This window comes from Lentilactobacillus farraginis DSM 18382 = JCM 14108 (assembly GCF_000583655.1).
In the GTDB taxonomy this organism is placed as follows: domain Bacteria; phylum Bacillota; class Bacilli; order Lactobacillales; family Lactobacillaceae; genus Lentilactobacillus; species Lentilactobacillus farraginis.
In genome coordinates this window covers 18,039-35,829 of sequence record NZ_BAKI01000008.1, presented here as the reverse complement: position 1 = coordinate 35,829, position 17,791 = coordinate 18,039, and the positions used below count along the sequence as shown (strand labels likewise).

The window sequence follows — 17,791 nt, the reverse complement described above, 5'->3', positions numbered from 1 at the left end:
CGAAATGGCAAAAAAAGATATTGAAGACGTTACGACAATTTCTGAAACCGATCTGGCCAGACTAACCAAAGAGGCCAGTCAGGAAGCGACCCCTTCAGCGGCTAAAATCATGTGGCGCGAATTTGTTGCCGACAAGCCGGCTTTGATCTCACTATTTATCCTGGTGGCGTTTATCCTGTTCGTCATTATTGCGTCGCTGTTTATCGATGTTCCCAAAATGATGGAAACCAACATTATGGGCTATTATGCCAAGCCGTTTACATCGCAATATTGGCTGGGCGCCGATGCTGGTGGCCGATCGATTGCCAAAGAGTTGATTGTCGGATCACGAAATTCAATCTGTATCGCAATTGGCTTGACTGTCATTTCCTCAACGTTTGGTATTTGCTGGGGACTAATTTCAGGATATTTTGGTGGTATGGTTGATTTGGGGATGCAACGGGTTTATGACTTTATGATGATTATCCCAATGCTCATGACCATCATTGTCATTGTCACGGTTGTGCCTCACTACAACGCGATTACCTTAACGTTGATCCTGTCAATCTTCTATTGGATGGGCACTTCCAGGTTGATTCGTTCACGGACACTTTCCGAATCGCAAAAAGATTATGTTGCGGCCTCGAAAACTTCCGGCACCGGCAATTTTAAGATTATTTTTCGAGAAATCATGCCAAATATTTCATCATTGATTATCGTTGATACCACGTTATCGTTCGCCGAAAACATCGGAGTTGAAACCGGACTTTCTTTCTTAGGATTCGGCCTGCCAATGGGAACCCCGTCACTAGGGACGCTAATTGCCAACGCCAATGATCCGGAAAACATTACCGGTTATTGGTGGACTTGGCTGCCGGCCGCAGTTGAAATTATTATTCTTTGTTTGGCTATCAGCTATATCGGCCAGGTTATGCGGCGCACGACCAACGCAGCACAACGACGTGGCAAGGATAAGAAGTAGTTGGGTTAAAAAATGCGTTAAAGATCTGCATCAAGGGAGATGATGCCGTTTAACCGTATTGAGGGATTCGTTTTCAATGAGTTTTATAATTTATTGGAGGGATGTTTATGAGCAAGAAAAAATGGCTGATGGCCGGATTAATCGGTTTGTCAGCTTTGACACTGGCTGCCTGTGGCAGTAACAAGAGCAGTAATTCCGGCACAGCCAAACACGTATCAATGCCGGAAACATATAGCGGACCGGGAAAGGCAACAACATCTGGAATAACAGTACGTTAAAAGTTGCCGAAGTTAATGATGCACCATTTGCTGGGATCTCATCACCGACACTGGCAAGTAATGCAGAAGATGCGGATGTTTTTTCACCAGGTGGTGGTGACAATCTTTTCAACGTTACTAAAAACTATAAAATTGTCGATGGTGGCTTAGCTAACTTAAAATTGGATCGTAAAGCTAAAACGGCAACAATTACGCTGCGGAAAGATGCCCGTTGGTCAAACGGGACAAAGGTAACAGCTAAAGATATTGAATATCCGTATGAAATTATTGGTAATAAAAAGACCGAATCGCAGCAATACTCATCGGACTATGCGACTATTAAAGGGATGGCTGCTTACCATGCCGGTAAAGCTAAAACAATTTCGGGTATTACATACCCAGATGGTCAAAAGGGACGTTCAGTCGTGATTCATTTCACCAAGATGTCTCCTTCAATGCAGTATTTAGGGAATTCGTTCATTTGGGGAACTGTCGAGCCATACGAATACTATGGTAAGACGCCGATTTCTAAGTTGGCTGAATCGGCCAAAGTTCGAAAGAATCCAATTTTTACGGGTCCTTATAAGTTGGATAAAATTGTTCAGGGTGAATCAACCAGCTGGTCACCAAATAAGTATTATTGGGGTAAGAAACCACAGATTAAAAACATTGCTATTCAGGTTGTTTCATCGAATAACATTGTTGCGGCTTTCAAGTCGAAAAAGTATGACTTCGTTGCCGGTGGTCCTAATGCTACAATGCCTTCCAGCCAATATCCAAAGTTAAAGGCTTTAAAAGATTATAGTGAGGTTGGAATTTCCTCTTTGGGGTACAATTACTTTGGTTTTAATGTCGGGCACATGAACACTAAGACTGGTCTTAACGTTATGGACAAAAATGCTAAGATGGGTAACAAAAATCTAAGGAAGGCTATGTTATATGCGGTTAATATCGACGCGGTTTCCAAAAAATTTGGGAATGGTCTTTCCTGGCGTGCAAATACATTAATTCCACCAACATTTAAGAATGTTTATGATGCCAAGGCTCCTGGCTTTAAATACAATATGAAAAAGGCTAAATCATTGTTGAATAAAGCAGGATATAAGAAGCAGGGTAAATGGCGAACTCAACCTAATGGCAAGAAGCTGACAATTTATTTTGGTGGAATGTCAAGTAGCGCTGCTACAGAAGCGAAATATCAATATTATATTCAACAATGGCGTAAGGCTGGTTTAAATGTTAAGATGACAACTGGCAAGCCGATGGAAATGAATAGCTTCTATTCTACATTACAAAAACCATCTCAGAATAAAATTGATGTTTTCTTAGGCGCCTGGGCAGTTTCTTCGGAACCAACGCCGACTCAGATGTATGGGGTGGACGCACCATATAACATGGGACATTTTGCTACTAAGAAGAATACGCAACTGCTTAATAGTTTAAATAATGACAAGGCTTGGAACTCGAAATATCGAGCACAACAATTCAAAAAGTGGCAAGAATACATGAACAGTCAAGCTGCTTATGGACCTGAAATGTTTAGCCTGGCTTGGTCACCGGTTAACAAACGTGTGAAGGGTTATGACCTTAGACCACAAAATAACGAATTCTGGAGTAATCTGTCATTAACTGCTGCTAATCCAAAGTAGTTAGATAGTGCGTTCAAGAGTTAACAAAAGCATCGTCAATTATGGCGATGCTTTTGTTTTGGCTGGGAAAGTGCGTTAAAATCAATTGTATAAAATTGATAAATTAAAGGAGGCTTTTTTCTTGTCCGATTCAGTAAATGCAGCGTGTGCCTGGCATCCCCGTTCAAATGGGAATACCGCATTTGAAAAGAAGTTTACAACGGGCGAACTGCCGATTGAACCTAATCGTTATCGATTGGTTTGGGGACGTTTCTGTCCTTGGGCAACACCGGTTGCAATTTTAATTGATCTAATGGGTTTAGATAAAGTTATTTCAAAAGCAGCAATCTATGATTTGCGTCATGCTGGAATCGACGACGACTGGTTCTTTGGTGCTGGTGATCATGACCAAGATCCGGTGTTGAAGACGTCCCGGTTGTCCGAAAATTATCGAAAGACGGATCCTGATTTTAACGAGCGCCCAACCATTCCGGCGTTGGTCGATGTGACAACCGGTAAAGTTGTTAGCACTTCTTCAGATGAGTTAATGAATGAATTATCGACGGCTTGGCAAGCGTACTTCGCACCAGATGCGCCCGATATATTCCCTAATGATCAGAGTGAAGCGATTTTGGAAATGAATCATTTTATTGTTGATGATTTGACGGCAATTCCAGGACAAATTTCGAGTGTGACATCCCAGGCAGCTTATGAAAAATTATATCAGCAATATTTTGACCGCTTAGACTGGCTTGAAGGCCGGCTGAGTAATAATCGGTTCTTGTTGGGGGACAAATTAACGCAGCCGGATATCCGCCTGTTTGTTGATTTGGTAAGATTTGATGCTGTCTTTTACTTCAAAGATAAGCTGAATAAGCAGCGATTGGATGATTATCCGAATCTGTGGCGGTACGCCAGAGATTGTTACCAAATTCCGGCATTTCGCAATAATACTGACTTTCAGGCAATCAAAGCGCATTTCTTTAAGATAAGTGACAACCCGGTTGACTCACTGGATCGAGTAATGCCGTTAGGGCCTGACGAGAATCGATGGTCGGCTTATTAGAAATTAATTGAAATGTTGCTAACCTAATTTGAAAATTCGGCGGATGATTTTCTCGGCATAAAAGGACAACCGGCACTCTTTTTGGGTGTATTCAAGCTGGCGTCTTCCATGAAAGGTATCCAGAATTTGTCTTCGACGAAGCGCAACCATATTTTTAGGAAGTCGATTAATTGGGAAATAGGCAATTTGTTTTGTTTCCGGGCCGCTGACAATTGTTTTTTTATTGAGCGGGGTGACTTTAAAAATGGCTTGCTGATCGTTGTGTAATGATCGAAAGTAATTTCCGACAAGATAGTCGATTTGAACTTTTAAGCCGGTTTCTTCGCGAATTTCTCTAACAACACAGTCAACGGCTGTCTCACGTTGTTGCGTGTCACCGGTTAATATTAAGATTTTTCATACTCGTTACCGCGTCTAAATTAGTGGTAACGGGTTTTTATTTGTCACTTTTTGTTTAGAAGACCCGCTTTCTTTTTGGGAAAGGTTACAGTTAGGTCGATTAAACTTAGTGGTCACAATATGAAGATCTTAACAAATTTTTGAAATAGTGTTATACCAATATTAATCGTAATCTTATCGTAATCTCATTTTATTGCTTAGCTATTAACCAACATTTTCAAATCGGGGGGATTAGTAAGTGGACATCAATGAGCCTATTATTATGGTAAATAACGCGAGCTTTAGTTATGCCAGCTTTACTAAAAGTCCTGGCTTTTCGGGCGCTTTAAAGGATATGATTCATCGAAAATATGAGCGTGTCAGCACGATTAAGAATGTCACATTAAAAGTTAAAGCGGGAGAGATAATCGGGCTTCTCGGAGCGAATGGTGCCGGCAAGACTACCCTTATCAAAATGTTGACTGGCATTGTACCAACCCAAAGGGGGAGAAGTAATTCTTTTTGGCAACATGACTCCCTTTCAAAAGAAAAAGGATTTTCTAAAAAATATTGGCGTTATGTTGAGCCAAAAAAGCCAATTGATCTGGGATTTACCGCCGATAGACACACTGAGGTTGCTGCGGGTGATTTACCAACTGAAGCCGGAAGAATTTGATCGGCGATTGCGTTATTTTACCCGGAAATTATCAGTTGAAAAACAACTTAAAACGCCAGTGAGAAAGCTGTCTTTGGGGCAGCGAATAAAGTTTGAACTAATTTGCTCGATAATCCATTACCCTAAAATCCTATTTTTGGATGAACCTACGATTGGAATCGATGTAGCAAGTCAATTAAACATTTACTCTTTTTTAAAGGAGCTGAACGAGAAATATAGAATTACGATTATTTTAACTAGCCACAACACCAAAGATATTAAAGCGGTTGCCAAAAGAGTGGTGCTTATAAATCGGGGGACAAAGATATTTGATGGCGCACTGGTTAATCTGGTTAATAAGTATGCAAGTCATTCGATGATGGAGATTGTAACTGATAAGCCATTAATCCCGCTGCCGGCAGGCTATAAAAGAATTGATGATTATCACTATCGGATTGATTCAAGTAAAACGGACTTAGTTCCTAATTTGGCGCAACATCTGATTTCCATAAATCGAGTTAATAGTGATTTGGATAGCATTTTGAGTAAACTTTTTGGGAGTGGGGCATGATGAAATATTTTTTTAGCTTTCAAAATTCACTATTTACCTTACTTTCATATCGAACTAATTTTTGGGTGCGGATATTTACAACACTTCTTAGCATTGGGATGTCTGTATTCATGTGGCAGGCAATTTATAAATTTAGCGGTCAAGAAACGGTTGCAGGCATTGGTCAAGCCAATATGTCGCTGTATTTAGTAATTGTTAATATATTAACCTTGGTATTTTCTACTGAACCCATCTTTAGACTTAGCGCGTTAATTCGAAGTGGCAATTTGTCTGTCATGTTACTGCGACCTGTTAATATTTTAATGCAGGGCTTTTTTGAATACTTAGGCCGTTCGTTTCCGTATTTGTTGATTTATATGGGCGTATTCTGGGTAGTTAAGCCAATTTCCAATCTTTTGGTTGGCTTAGGCAGCTTGGGTTTATTTTTAACGATTTACGTCATGTTTTATATGTTAGTAACGTTAATGGGATTAAGCAGTTTTTGGTTAATTCAAATTTGGCCGATGCAGCCAGTATTTAATGCGTGCTTCTTTCTGTTGGGTGGCCAATTATTTCCCCTCCAGGTGTTGCCTAAAAATTTTCGTTGGTTGCTATATAATCCATTTTCCTTGGCAGGCAATCAGCTCACGATGCTTTCAATTGGCGACATGTCAGAAGAGGAGTTCTTTCGTAGCTTTCTCTGGGCTTTGATTTGGATTTTGCTATTGGGAGTTCTTATCCATTTGTTTTGGAAAAGGGGGAATTTGAGGTACGAAGGAGTTGGTATGTAATGTTTAGAATTTATAAGACATTGATTGCCCAGAGTCTTGAAGAAAATATGACGTATCGGACAACTACTGTACTAACCATTATATTTGGGATTGCCTTTTACGCGATTAGTATTGTTGCAGGTGGTGTCTATTTTTCGTTTGCCAAAACTATTTATGGCTGGCAATTTATTGACTATTTAAATTTAATCACCACTGCTAACCTGATTAGTTACATGTATCAATTGTTCTTTGTCGTATCGCATGAAGAACTGACGGAAACAATTTTACAAGGCAATCTTGACTATTCTTTATTGCGACCAATTAATTCCTATTGGTTCCATGCGTTTTATCGGCTGGATTTTCCCTCTACTATCACGGTATTACTCACCGTTCTAGTTGAAAGCATGATTCTTTGGAGCCGCCAGCCTACGATCCAACAACTGATTTTGTATATTTTATCGGTACTGTTAGGCGTGCTTTTCGTATTTGATATAAATCAAATATTTGTAACAGCAACTTTTTGGTTCGATGGTTTGACATCCTTAACTGGTATTCCAGAGGATATTATGAATGCCTCGGCCAGGCCCAGTAAGATTTATCCATCGCTTGTCCGAATGATTTTCTTGTGGTTTGTGCCGTCATTGGCTGTAACCAATTTACCAGTTGAGATTATTCAAAGAAATTATAGCTGGGGATCTTTTCTTTGGGTAGTGGCCATTGATTTGCTGTTGCTGCGGCTGTCATATATTGAATGGCAGCACGGCCTACGTCATTATGTTTCAGCTGATTAATTATTGAAAGGGTTTGTAACAAGTTGAGCTGACAATTATTATAAATTAACAAGGCCTCGGTCAGTGTGAACTTTGTTCTCTCTTTATTGTTCAACTAATTTTAAGGCATACACTGATATTTTCTAATTGGAGGAAGCCGATGAAAAAATATTTAGGTTTACATAAACGAGAAGTTGGCATCATTATTACGTTATTAGCAGTCACCGAGTTGTTTACAGTTTTGGGATCTGTCATTAACGCACGAATCTTAAATTCACTGGTAGCAATGAAGATCCGACTTTTTTCTTTTAACGTTGGTTTATTCCTGGTTAATTGGGCGATTATTGTTGCAATTCGGTATTTGGAAACGATCTATCAGGAAAGAGTCATTCAGAACATGGATACCGCCATTCGTTCTGATGTGGTTGGTATGCTTTTGAAAAGCAATTATTCAACGTACAATTCAAAAGATACCAACACTTATGAGTCTTGGGTTAACAACGATATTCAAACAATTAACGAACAAGGATTTCGAAGCCTATTTGTCGTTATTGACGGTTTACTGGGGACCTTTTTCGCTTTGATTGTGCTGTTTACTTTTCATTGGTCACTGGCGATCATGGCAATTGCGTTCTCATTGGTTATTTTGACGTCACCCAGATTCTTTAATGGTCAATTGGAAAAACAAACAACAGCGTTTACCCATGAAAATGAACGGTTCGTTGAGCAGACCGGCGATTTTTTATCAGTCTTTAACCTGTTATATACGTTTAATGCTTTGCGGCTCCTGCTTCGGAAGATTACGCAGGCTTCACAAAAACTTGGAGATGCGTTTGTTAATCGAAGTCGGGTTCAGGCAAAGATTGCGGCTACCGGATTTTTGGGGAATGTTATTTCTCAGATTCTGTTAACCGGTTTAACCGGATTTTTAGTTATTGACCGATTGGTGTCTGTTGGGACCATTAATGCTGTCAGCAGTTTATCTGGAAATATTTTTAATAATCTTGGAAATATGAGCAATTATTTGGGGATGATTCGAGGAACACGACCGATTTTCAGCAAGTATGGCATTGAGGACCGATTAATTGATCAGAGCAATATTAAAGCCAAAAAGCTAAGTGGTGGAGAGCTTAGTGAATCTCAAACTGATAAACTAATTAAGTTAACGGATGTTTCTTTTGGATATGAGCCAAAAAAGCCGATTTTCGCTCAGGTTTCGGTGAGCTTTAAAGCAGGGAAAAAATACCTAATCCTTGGGCAAAGCGGTTCTGGAAAGTCGACATTGTTAAAGGTAGTTGCGGGATATTTGCTGCCTGAATCGGGAACCGTTCTTTTTAAAGGCCGGAATCTAAAGCTGATTGATCCAGAAGATCTGCATCGACAATTATTATATTTAGATCAAAAGCCCCAGATGATTTCAGCATCAGTTCGAGAAAATCTGAATTTGGGTGCTCACTATTCAGATGAACAACTGATTAAAAGTCTAAAGTATGTAGAGTTGGTAAAAGATGAACGGGCTGGTATGGTATTGCTAAATACCAACTTGCGTGACAATCAGGGGCTTTCTGGTGGGCAGTTGCAACGGTTGGCTTTGGCTCGTGGTATATTGAGACGCCCGAAGATAATTTTATTGGACGAAGGTACTTCGGCAGTAGATCACAAAACGGCAGTTGATATTGAGCGGCTATTGTTGCAAGATTCTGCACTCACGCTGATCATGGTAAGTCATACACCGCATCAGGAGACGGTTGGGATGTTTGATCAGCAGATTAACTTTGATGATTTAATTAAAAAGCAGTAATCCTTAACATAGACCAAGTTTGCCAAAAGGCCGAAGATCATATGATTTCAGTGATTTTCAGCCTTAATTAATGGTTATTTTTTTGCTTTTTTATGAGTGCTTTATAAGCGATTTTCCCAAAGTGAATTAGCATCACAACCAATGCGATAATGATTATCCAAGTAATAACGACAAAAATAAAATCTCCAATATTAAAGATTGCCCCCATTAGCGTATCCCCCTAATAATGATAACTGCATTTATTTTTAGTATACCGCTTAAATCTATGAGTGGCTTCAAAATATCCATCGAAAACCAACCCGAAACCGGTTTCCGGTAGATAATCCAGTATGGAAATTAAGAAAGCAAGCTTAGTACCCACTTAACTATTCAAAATTCGTTATTTCTCCATAAAAAATTCACACTTTCTTCATAAAATTAAGGTAATTTAAAGAGCAACGGGTATTGCAAAACCGAGGGCTTTAAATTATAGCAATCTTGATTTATCAACGTTTGATAGTGTTTTGATCTGGTTTGTGATTTGTGATGATGGGCGCTCGGTGTATAATGAAACAAATTTCTGAATAGGGGCGTTTATTTATGATCGAGTTTAATCATCTGAGAAAAGTTTATCCTTCCACCGAAGCCTTGCGGGATTTGACGTTAACAATTCCGAACGGTAAAATTTTTGGCTTTCTGGGGCATAATGGTGCAGGAAAATCAACAACGTTAAAGAGTTTAGTGAGCATTATTGAACCGACATCGGGAACCATTAACGTAGATGGCTATAATTTAGCCGATCATCGGCTGTCAATTAAAAAGAAAATCGGTTACGTACCGGATTCACCGGATATGTTTTTAGAGCTGACAGCTAATGACTACTGGGATTTGATTGCGTCTGCTTATGAGATTCCAAAGGATGTTAGAGAACAACGCCAAACCAAGCTGGCCCGGCTTTTTGATATGGATTCACACGCGGATGAACCCATCGGCGATTTTTCACACGGTATGCGGCAAAAAACGGTTGTAATTGGTGCGCTGCTATCTGATCCCGATATCTGGGTTCTTGATGAACCGATGACCGGTTTGGATCCTCAAGCAATTTATGATTTAAAGACATTGATGCGTTCGCACGCTGCCAAGGGTAAAACCGTCATCTTTTCGACTCATGTATTGGCAACAGCGCAGGAACTGTGTGACGAGTTGGCAATTCTTCGTCATGGACAATTGATTTACAATGGGTCGGTTAAACAGTTGCTGAGTACAATGCCGAATGCGTCATTGGAGACCATTTATTTGAAAATGGCCGGCCGACAGGGTGACAGCCAGGTAATTGATCAGCTTGAGGGGGCGGATAAGCATGATTAGTCAACAGCTCAAACAACTGATTAAAATTAATATTTTGTATGTTAATCCGCAACAGACTCGTAAGCAGCGGGAAAGCGGTAAGACCGGTTCGGCACTGTATCGGGCTTTGATTCGACAATACGTTTTGCTGGGCGGTATATTCGCTTTTATTTATGGTGGGTTGCTGCTAACGACGAATTTGGTTAAAGATATTGGTGCTTTTACCAATGTTGTGGGCTTATTTACCGTTATCGGTTTATCACAAAGTGTGACGACCATTGATAATGTCTTTTTTGAAAGCAAGGATCTCAAAGATTATCTCCCTCTGCCACTCAGCCAATGGGCGGTTTATGCAGCTAAGTTTTCGGTTATCGGTTTAATCATTCTACCGACCGCATTGCCCGTTTGGATGATGTTCGTGATTACCGGCATTCAAACCGGTCGTTTTGTCGGGGTGGGGATCACAGTTGGCACGTTGCTGTTTATCCTTTACTACATATTTCTATTTTTGTTTTGTTCAATTGCGATCTTCAGTTTTGCTCAAACCAAGCTTTATCGCCATCATCAAAAACTGATGACCTTTTTGATGACGGGAATTACGATGATTGCGATGATTGGTGCGATTGTCGTTATGAATTCAGCTTCTGATGACGACAGTACGAGTTACAAGCCGATTCCGGGACTTACGCAACTCCATCAGGTGGTCGTTGACCCAATCAGTTCGACCAGCTTGATTACTGTGGCGATCTTGCTGGTTGCGGTTGTCATGATGGGGCTGTTGCTTCAAAAATGGCTGCTGCCAAAAGTAATGAGTGGTGCCAATGCGCAAACCAGAACGGTTACCCGCAAGCACCGCCGGGGACAGGGAATGGCCCGGCAGTTTATTCGTTACAATCTTGGCTTACTCGGTAACCCGACGCTGCTTACCCAGTCAATGGCGATGACGATTGTTCCAATTGTCTTTTTTGGGATCGCAATGTTTGTGCAAAATAGGTTTTCATTGGCCAATTTAACGATTAAGTATGCCGGTGTCACGTTTGTAGTTGGCATTATGGGAGCCGTTGTCATGATTAGCCAGGGATCGCTGGCTGGCGTTATGATTTCACTGGATCGGCAAAATCTGCCCTTTATTAAATCGCTGCCAATTGATTTCAAAAGTTACCTATGGCTGAAATTCAAATTGGTAGTAGCGATTCAGTCGGTGATATTGGTTTGCCTGGCAATCGGTTTTGCGTTTTTGGCTAAGTTGATGTGGTTCAATGCCGTAACGCTTTGTCTGGGTGTGCTCTTGGGAAATCTTTTAAGCAGTCTGTACAACTATACCCGTGATTGGCGGCTGCTTGATTTGACATGGACTAACGCGACGCAGTTATTTAATCGAGGTGGCGGCAGTGTTATGATTGGTTTTGTTATGCTGGGTGTTATGATTGCCGGTGGCATCGTCGTGGCCATCTATGTGACGTTATTAAACGCTTTTTCACCACTATTCATCAATGCCAGTGCTTTGCTTTTGGTGGTCATCGCCAGTACCTATATCGTGTGGCACTATGTGGATTATTGGAAAAAAGCAGATTTAACGCTTTAACCAGAAATTAGAAAGGATGAAATTCTTTGATGAGAGTTGAACATGAAGTTGGAAGAAAACGGTTGTGGGAAGTTAAGTGGCGGTTCGGCGTAATCGGCCTTTTGTTATTCAAATATTTTGGAAACAAGCCACAGTGGTCGCAACCAAGGTACATTTTCAGACTTTATTGCGTCGGCTTTTTCAGCTTCTTTGGTACAATCTTTGGACTGATAATCTTATTGGTGAAGCGGCACCAACCATGGGAATTGATATTTTTCGTTGCCCTTTTGGCTATCTGCAGCTTGGTTTATGGCATGTGGGCACAATATTATTTTGATAAAAAATTCGAGAAAGAATTGGGAGATGATAAGCATTTTTAAAAGAAAGTTGCTATTACCGTTCTTGGGTATGTTATCGTTGACAATTTCGTTTGGAACGATGAATGCACTACCAGCGCAAGCAAAGAAAACACCGAAAATCAAAATTGTTCGGCTACATAAAATGCCGAAATCGTTTTGGGGAACGTGGCATTATTATGATCAATATCGACACCAGTTTGCTAATTTACGGGTTGCACCGACAGCTGTTCAAGAAAATCAAAACCGGATTAGCGGTAAAAATCTAGTTATTCAAAAGATTAAGATGGCCGGACACGTACAATACTCGTTTTTTAGCAAAAAACAAACCGACGACTGTGCCGGTTTTGCGCTTTATCACAAGGGAAAAGTGCGGGTAAATGGCCATTATCATCAGGCGATTATTTTGGCTAGACAAGCTGCCTTTTTACCGTTCAAAACCAAGGCACGGGTAACGGTTCCGAAAGCCGAGCAATATTGAGGGTGGCAGGAAGTTGCCTTTTGACGCACGTTTTCGCTCGGTAGTAATTGTGATTAACACAACAGGGGTGCGGCAAAAGTAATTTTGTCACACCCCTTTCCGTTTTATTGATTTGAAATGGCAATTTTTCCAATCATGTGATTGGTTTCTACTGCCTGATGCGCTTGCTTTAAATTTTTGACATTGATTGGTTTCAATGTTTGTGTAACAGTTGAATGGATGACACCCTGATCCAGTAATTGCGCGACTCTTTCCAGAATATTGTGCTGGGTAATCATATCGGCAGTGTGATAGTAAGACTTGCTGTACATCCATTCCCAGTGAAATGACGCGCACTTTTTGGTTAGTTTTTGCAGATTAACTCCCCGCTCATTTTCGGTAATCGCGCCCACCTTACCGGCTGGTTTTATTAATTCAGCAATTTCGTCCCAATGGCCGTCCAAATCATTCAAATTAAGAATGTCGTCAACGTATCGAAAACCAAGTTTGCGAACTTCAGTAACCAGATTATGATGATGGTTAACAACTTTGTCGGCGCCGTTTTTTCTGACCCAGGCGATGGTTTCCGTTCTCGACGCACTGGCAATGACTGTTAGCCCAGCCATGTGAGCTAGTTGCGTGGCAATCGACCCAACACCGCCGGAGCCGTTAATGATTAGAATGGTTTGACCAGCGTTTTTCTTTGGTTGGTCCGGGTTGATTTGAAGCCGTTCAAAGAGTGCTTCCCAAGCGGTTAAACTGGTTAGCGGCATGCCGCCGATTTGGGACGCAGTTAATTTCTTTGGTGCGTGGCCAACCAGCCGCTCATCTACCAGCTGAAATTGGCTATCGGTTCCCGAACGAATAAAGGAACCAGCATAAAAGACCTTTTCACCTGGTTTAAATAACGTCACTGCTTCACCGACAGCAGTAACTTCCCCATAAGCGTCCCAACCGATGATTTTTGGTGTCGTTTGTTCACCGTGGCCATTACCACGAACTTTGACATCAACGGGATTTACGGAAGTTGCGATAATTTTGACCAGCAAATCGCGGCCGGTCGGAATTGGCTTTTCGATTTTGAATAATTGAAAACTATTTGGATCTGTAATTGGTAAGTGCTGAGTAAAGCCGATGGCATTCATTTTTGTCATTTTTAAAAACTCCCTTCTAACTAATTTCAGTCTAGGCGTTTAAAATCCGGATACAAGAAGTGAATTTTTTGTAACCTTGCTACAAATTTTTCCGAAACGAGGGCTTCTGTTTGAAACGGCTACTTTCACGAATTATCATAAAAGTAACGATACTTTATCGTTCAGGGAGGAATTGAAGTGAATCGAAAAATTTATGATTGTCAAGCTGGTTGTCCCGTTGAAAGTACCCTGCAGATTATTTCCGGAAAATGGAAAAGTGTCATTGTTTATCATCTATTAGATGGCACCAAACGTTTTAACGACCTGCAAAAGTTAATGTCTGACTGCTCACGACGGATGTTATCGTTGCAGCTAAAAGAATTATTGGCTGATGGGGTTATTTCAAAAGAAGTTTACCCAACAGTACCGGTCAAAACGACTTATTCACTGACGGAATTTGGTCAGACACTCGAACCGGTCATTGCCGCAATGGAGCAGTGGGGTGTTATGTATAATCAATTAAAAAGCAGTGAAGTGAAGAATACGCAAGCATCTTAAAACAAAATAGCTTAGCCTTAAAGAAGCTGAATCGATATTGATAGATTCAGCTTCTTTTTTGGACAAGTAGTGGGTTGCTCAGCACAAAACCGTTATAATAGTGAGTAACAGAAAATGGGTTGATCTTAGCGGAGGACAAGATGATTAAATATAAATACGATGTTCAGTGCTTAATTGATGGTCATGATTTAGATGAGGATGCAATTGACGCTTATATCAAAAGTCATTTTGAAGGTGACAGCCTGATTGCGGTCGGCGATGAAACGTTGGTGAAGATTCATTTTCACACAAACAAGCCTTGGGAAATTTTGGAATATTGTGCGTCACTGGGCGAGATTTTTGATATCGTCGTTGAAGATATGGATCGTCAGGCCCGTGGGTTAAAGGGTTGATAGCAGTTGGGAAAGTAGGAATTTAAATGATAAAAGATGTGCTATTGGTTATCGATTTTTCTTAAATTTAGGGTGAACAAATCGGCAATGGCTGGTATGATATAACTAAATATATCTGGAAGATTGAATATGGATGTATTTTCTCAGAAAACGATAGATTGCGGAGGGATTTTTATGAAAATTTCAGTTCAAGGCAATTTGGAAACGAAGCCGCTGGTCGGCAGTTACGCGGAAGTTGAGAAAAGAATCATTGCAGATTTAGATAAGTTACAAGTTCGAGACGGCAAAAAGCCACTTTCCAAAATCTCAGAAGAAGTGGTGATTGAGCCGTATCGAGACGGTTCGTATCCTTATCACGCAATGTTATCCGAAGCAGCCAAGATGTTCGATCTATCTCCGGAAATTCAGAAGTATGCAACGTTGAGTGAAAATTAGAGTGTGCGCATCAAAACGGTTAACACCCGGAGTATAAGACGTCAATTCAGGAAATCCCGGTTTTGGATTTTTTGAATTGATCTCTTATATAGAGCGGTGTTGTTTTGAGTAGCAGTCCTAAAAGAGTGTGCGAAGCTAAGCGGTTAACGTTCGGAGCGTAAGGCGTTTATTCCGGGAACCCCGGGCTGGGGTTTTGGGAATAAATCCCTTACGAGCAGGACGTTGCTTAGCGTAGCAGTCCTAAAACAGTGTGCGCATCAAAACGGTTAACACCCGTCACACCAGTAAATTAAGCCGATTCTTAGACAATAGTATTAGAATATCATTGAGAGGGTTAATATCTAATTATATAGGTATTAACCCTTAATTTTTGAAAATTCATTTACTTTTAATTTTTATTTTGCTAAGATGAAACCAATTTATGAAAAGGAGATCGCTTGAAATGAAAAACACCAACTTATCATTATACTTAAATAGCTTAATTTCTCGCATTGTGATTATTATTCATACTGCGGGCTAATTGGGGTGCCCGCAAGCGTGCGGGCAGGGTTGGTGTCATTCGCCAAGAACTGTCAATACAGTTCTTGGCGTTTTTTATTTCAGGAAAGGAAGTGGTTTATGGAAATTGGTAAAAAGTTGTCCGGTAATGAGTGTTTGTATTGTAATCTACAATACGTAAATGATAGAGGAGAGTGAATGTTTTTATGGAAGATACGCCTACGACAGCGGTTGATTCCACACAAGAATCGACCGTTACTTTACAAAGAGATCCTGTGAGAACTGTTATTTTAGCTTCGATGATCGGGACCGCAATTGAATTTTTTGATTTTTATGCTTATGGTACTGCAGCAGCTACATACTTCCCGAAAGTCTTTTTCCCGAAAGTAACACCGGCGATTGCTCTTATTTTAAGTCTTTTAACATTCGGGGTTGCCTTTATTGCCAGACCTTTAGGATCACTAATCTTTGGCCATTTTGGTGACAAATTGGGAAGAAAGAAAACTTTAGTTGTTTCGCTGTTGACGATGGGGACCGCAACGGTTGTTATCGGCGTCCTGCCAAGTTATGCGACTTTGGGACTCCTATCTGTTCTTCTACTTTGTTTGGCTCGATTCATTCAAGGAATTGGGCTTGGCGGTGAGTGGTCCGGTGCTGTTTTGGTTGCAACTGAAAATGCGCCGGCTAATCGCCGAGCTTTATATGGTGCTTTTCCGGAATTGGGTGCGCCAATTGGCTTTTTCCTGAGTAATGGTCTTTACTTTGTCCTTGAATCAACATTAAAGCCGGCTCAAATGCAGGCATTTGGCTGGCGGATTCCATTCTTGGCTTCTGCTGTTCTGGTAGTTGTCGGATTGGTTGTTCGAGAAAAAATGCAAGAAACGCCATTGTTCCGTTTGGCAATGGATAAGTCCAAAGTTCAAAAAGCACCATTGGCCCAAGTCTTTAAGCATAATTGGGCTCAAATTCTTAAGGGAACCTTCATAATGGGAGTTGCTTATACCTTCTTCTATTTACTGACAACGTGGTCATTGAGTTACGTAACCACAGCCATGAGCTTTAATAATCGTGAATGGTTATTGTTGCTGATGCTGGGAGTTGTTTTGTTTGGTGTCATGATTGTGGTTGCCTCTCTGTTTGCTGATCGACTTGGCCGAAAGGGTGTGTTGGTTACTGGAACATTGATGATTATCGCCTTTGCGTTGGCTTTTCCATTCTTCTTCCAGGGACAGCATAATGTTGGCGGTGGCTTGTTCTTCATCTTTGTTGGTTTCTTCATCTACGGAATCATTTATGGACCCGTTGGCGCCCTGCTGCCGGAATTATTCCCGACCAGCACCCGTTATTCAGGTTCAGGAATTGCTTACAACTTGGCAGCTATCATTGGTGCCGCCTTTGCGCCAACAATTGCATCATTCTTGGTTGATAAGTGGGGGATCCACGCGGTTGGTTTCTATCTGGCATTAATGGCCTTTGTTTCGTTGGTCGCATTGCTAACTACCAAAGAAACCAAGTCAATTGACTACACGAAGTAATGCTGTTTATTTAAACACGCTGATATTGTAATTTAAAAAATCCGATTTGGTACTTTTACCAAGTCGGGTTTTTGTATGTCAAATATAGGTTATAATAGAAGGTAAATGTCAGATTGACTTTCGAAAGGAACTCAAAAATGTTTGTTTTTAAGCAATTTAATATTGATCGTCATCAAGTCAGCTTATTGCTTCCAGAGGAGAATCAGGCTCAGGCACTTTTTGAAGTCGTTGAAGCAGACCGAAATGAATTAAGAAAGTGGATGCCATGGGTAGATGATACCAAATCCGAACGGTCAGAAGCGAAATTTATCAAATATATTCAGGGCCAAATGGTTGCTGGTAAAGTGTTCATGTTGACAATTGCGGTTGATAATATGCCGGTTGGCATGATTGATTTTCACCAAATTAATCAATCTGACCATCATGCGGAAGTGGGGTACTGGCTTTCACAGCAGGTCCAGGGACTTGGTATTATGACCCGTTCACTTAAACGATTGATAGATTATGGCTTCAATGAAATGAAGTTACATAAGATTTTGATTCAGGTGGAAGCTGGTAACACAAAAAGTAGTGCGATTCCAGAGCGCCTTGGCTTTATTAAAGAGGCTGAATTTAAAGACCAGATTTATGCCAATGGTCAGTATCGGGATTTTGTTGAGTTCGGGTTGATTAACAAAGCGGATGGCCGTCATTCGTAA

The 17,791-nt window shown here is 40.8% G+C and carries 17 protein-coding genes and 2 pseudogenes; 16 read left to right on the top strand and 3 right to left on the bottom strand.

What is annotated here, in order from left to right:
• Window positions 1-4: 4 nt before the first annotated feature.
• The 3 genes and pseudogenes from JCM14108_RS04720 (at window position 5) to JCM14108_RS04710 (ending at window position 3,912) form a co-directional block, all read left to right on the top strand.
• The gene (locus JCM14108_RS04720; RefSeq protein ID WP_035178785.1) at window positions 5-961 is read left to right on the top strand and encodes an ABC transporter permease; all 957 of its coding nucleotides are present in this window, start codon (window positions 5-7) and stop codon (window positions 959-961) included.
• Window positions 962-1,068: 107 nt separating this feature from the next.
• A pseudogene (locus JCM14108_RS04715) lies at window positions 1,069-2,867 on the top strand (oligopeptide ABC transporter substrate-binding protein).
• A gap of 121 nt (window positions 2,868-2,988) precedes the next feature.
• Window positions 2,989-3,912 carry a glutathione S-transferase C-terminal domain-containing protein gene (locus tag JCM14108_RS04710; RefSeq protein ID WP_035178783.1) on the top strand — a complete coding sequence of 308 codons (924 nt, stop codon included), beginning with the start codon at window positions 2,989-2,991 and terminating at the stop codon, window positions 3,910-3,912.
• Between the two features lie 18 nt (window positions 3,913-3,930).
• Here the strand turns inward: JCM14108_RS04710 and JCM14108_RS16080 are convergent, their stop codons facing one another.
• Window positions 3,931-4,299 carry an NUDIX hydrolase gene (locus JCM14108_RS16080; RefSeq protein WP_369385524.1) on the bottom strand — a complete coding sequence of 123 codons (369 nt, stop codon included), beginning with the start codon at window positions 4,297-4,299 and terminating at the stop codon, window positions 3,931-3,933.
• 274 nt (window positions 4,300-4,573) lie between these two features.
• Between JCM14108_RS16080 and JCM14108_RS14280 the strand changes: the two are divergent.
• From JCM14108_RS14280 to JCM14108_RS04690, 4 genes and pseudogenes are all read left to right on the top strand, one after another.
• Window positions 4,574-5,516, top strand: a pseudogene (locus JCM14108_RS14280) (ATP-binding cassette domain-containing protein).
• A complete protein-coding gene (locus tag JCM14108_RS04700) occupies window positions 5,513-6,286 on the top strand; it encodes an ABC-2 family transporter protein (protein WP_081759848.1) in 774 nt (257 codons plus the stop codon). Before JCM14108_RS14280 ends, JCM14108_RS04700 begins: the two are co-directional and overlap by 4 nt.
• Window positions 6,286-7,056 (top strand): ABC transporter permease, encoded by a 771-nt coding sequence (locus JCM14108_RS04695; protein ID WP_035178778.1) that lies wholly within the window; start codon window positions 6,286-6,288, stop codon window positions 7,054-7,056. Before JCM14108_RS04700 ends, JCM14108_RS04695 begins: the two co-directional genes overlap by 1 nt.
• Window positions 7,057-7,195: 139 nt before the next feature.
• A complete protein-coding gene (locus JCM14108_RS04690) occupies window positions 7,196-8,836 on the top strand; it encodes an ATP-binding cassette domain-containing protein (RefSeq protein WP_035178775.1) in 1,641 nt (546 codons plus the stop codon).
• A gap of 67 nt (window positions 8,837-8,903) precedes the next feature.
• Here JCM14108_RS04690 and JCM14108_RS14805 read toward each other — a convergent pair whose 3' ends face one another.
• Complete coding sequence (locus JCM14108_RS14805) at window positions 8,904-9,044, bottom strand: hypothetical protein (RefSeq protein WP_169790416.1); 141 nt, start codon at window positions 9,042-9,044, stop codon at window positions 8,904-8,906.
• A gap of 371 nt (window positions 9,045-9,415) precedes the next feature.
• Here JCM14108_RS14805 and JCM14108_RS04685 point away from each other — a divergent pair, with 371 nt between their 5' ends.
• Genes JCM14108_RS04685 through JCM14108_RS04670 form a run of 4 tightly spaced genes read left to right on the top strand, consistent with a single transcriptional unit; the run spans window position 9,416 to window position 12,563 of the window.
• A complete protein-coding gene (locus tag JCM14108_RS04685; protein ID WP_035178774.1) occupies window positions 9,416-10,183 on the top strand; it encodes an ABC transporter ATP-binding protein in 768 nt (255 codons plus the stop codon).
• A complete protein-coding gene (locus JCM14108_RS04680; protein ID WP_035178772.1) occupies window positions 10,176-11,747 on the top strand; it encodes a hypothetical protein in 1,572 nt (523 codons plus the stop codon). Before JCM14108_RS04685 ends, JCM14108_RS04680 begins: the two co-directional genes overlap by 8 nt.
• A gap of 29 nt (window positions 11,748-11,776) precedes the next feature.
• Window positions 11,777-12,106 (top strand): hypothetical protein, encoded by a 330-nt coding sequence (locus tag JCM14108_RS04675; protein ID WP_035178771.1) that lies wholly within the window; start codon window positions 11,777-11,779, stop codon window positions 12,104-12,106.
• Entirely contained in the window at window positions 12,090-12,563 is a 474-nt protein-coding gene (locus JCM14108_RS04670; RefSeq protein ID WP_235807182.1) for a hypothetical protein, read from the top strand. Before JCM14108_RS04675 ends, JCM14108_RS04670 begins: the two co-directional genes overlap by 17 nt.
• 104 nt (window positions 12,564-12,667) lie before the next feature.
• On the opposite strand, the gene JCM14108_RS04665 is transcribed toward JCM14108_RS04670, so the two are convergent.
• Window positions 12,668-13,687: a zinc-binding alcohol dehydrogenase family protein gene (locus JCM14108_RS04665; RefSeq protein ID WP_035178849.1), complete on the bottom strand. Its 1,020-nt coding sequence runs from the start codon at window positions 13,685-13,687 to the stop codon at window positions 12,668-12,670.
• A 186-nt stretch (window positions 13,688-13,873) separates the two neighbouring features.
• Between JCM14108_RS04665 and JCM14108_RS04660 the strand changes: the two genes are divergently transcribed.
• The 5 genes from JCM14108_RS04660 (at window position 13,874) to JCM14108_RS04640 (ending at window position 17,791) form a co-directional block, all read left to right on the top strand.
• A complete protein-coding gene (locus JCM14108_RS04660) occupies window positions 13,874-14,233 on the top strand; it encodes a winged helix-turn-helix transcriptional regulator (RefSeq protein ID WP_035178769.1) in 360 nt (119 codons plus the stop codon).
• Between the two features lie 140 nt (window positions 14,234-14,373).
• Window positions 14,374-14,625, top strand: a complete 252-nt coding sequence (locus JCM14108_RS04655) for a fatty acid kinase subunit FakA-related protein (RefSeq protein WP_035178767.1) — start codon at window positions 14,374-14,376, stop codon at window positions 14,623-14,625.
• Between the two features lie 174 nt (window positions 14,626-14,799).
• Window positions 14,800-15,060: a hypothetical protein gene (locus tag JCM14108_RS04650; protein ID WP_035178765.1), complete on the top strand. Its 261-nt coding sequence runs from the start codon at window positions 14,800-14,802 to the stop codon at window positions 15,058-15,060.
• A 704-nt stretch (window positions 15,061-15,764) separates the two neighbouring features.
• Window positions 15,765-17,093 carry an MFS transporter gene (locus JCM14108_RS04645; RefSeq protein ID WP_035178762.1) on the top strand — a complete coding sequence of 443 codons (1,329 nt, stop codon included), beginning with the start codon at window positions 15,765-15,767 and terminating at the stop codon, window positions 17,091-17,093.
• Window positions 17,094-17,230: 137 nt separating this feature from the next.
• The gene (locus tag JCM14108_RS04640) at window positions 17,231-17,791 is read left to right on the top strand and encodes a GNAT family N-acetyltransferase (protein ID WP_035178759.1); all 561 of its coding nucleotides are present in this window, start codon (window positions 17,231-17,233) and stop codon (window positions 17,789-17,791) included.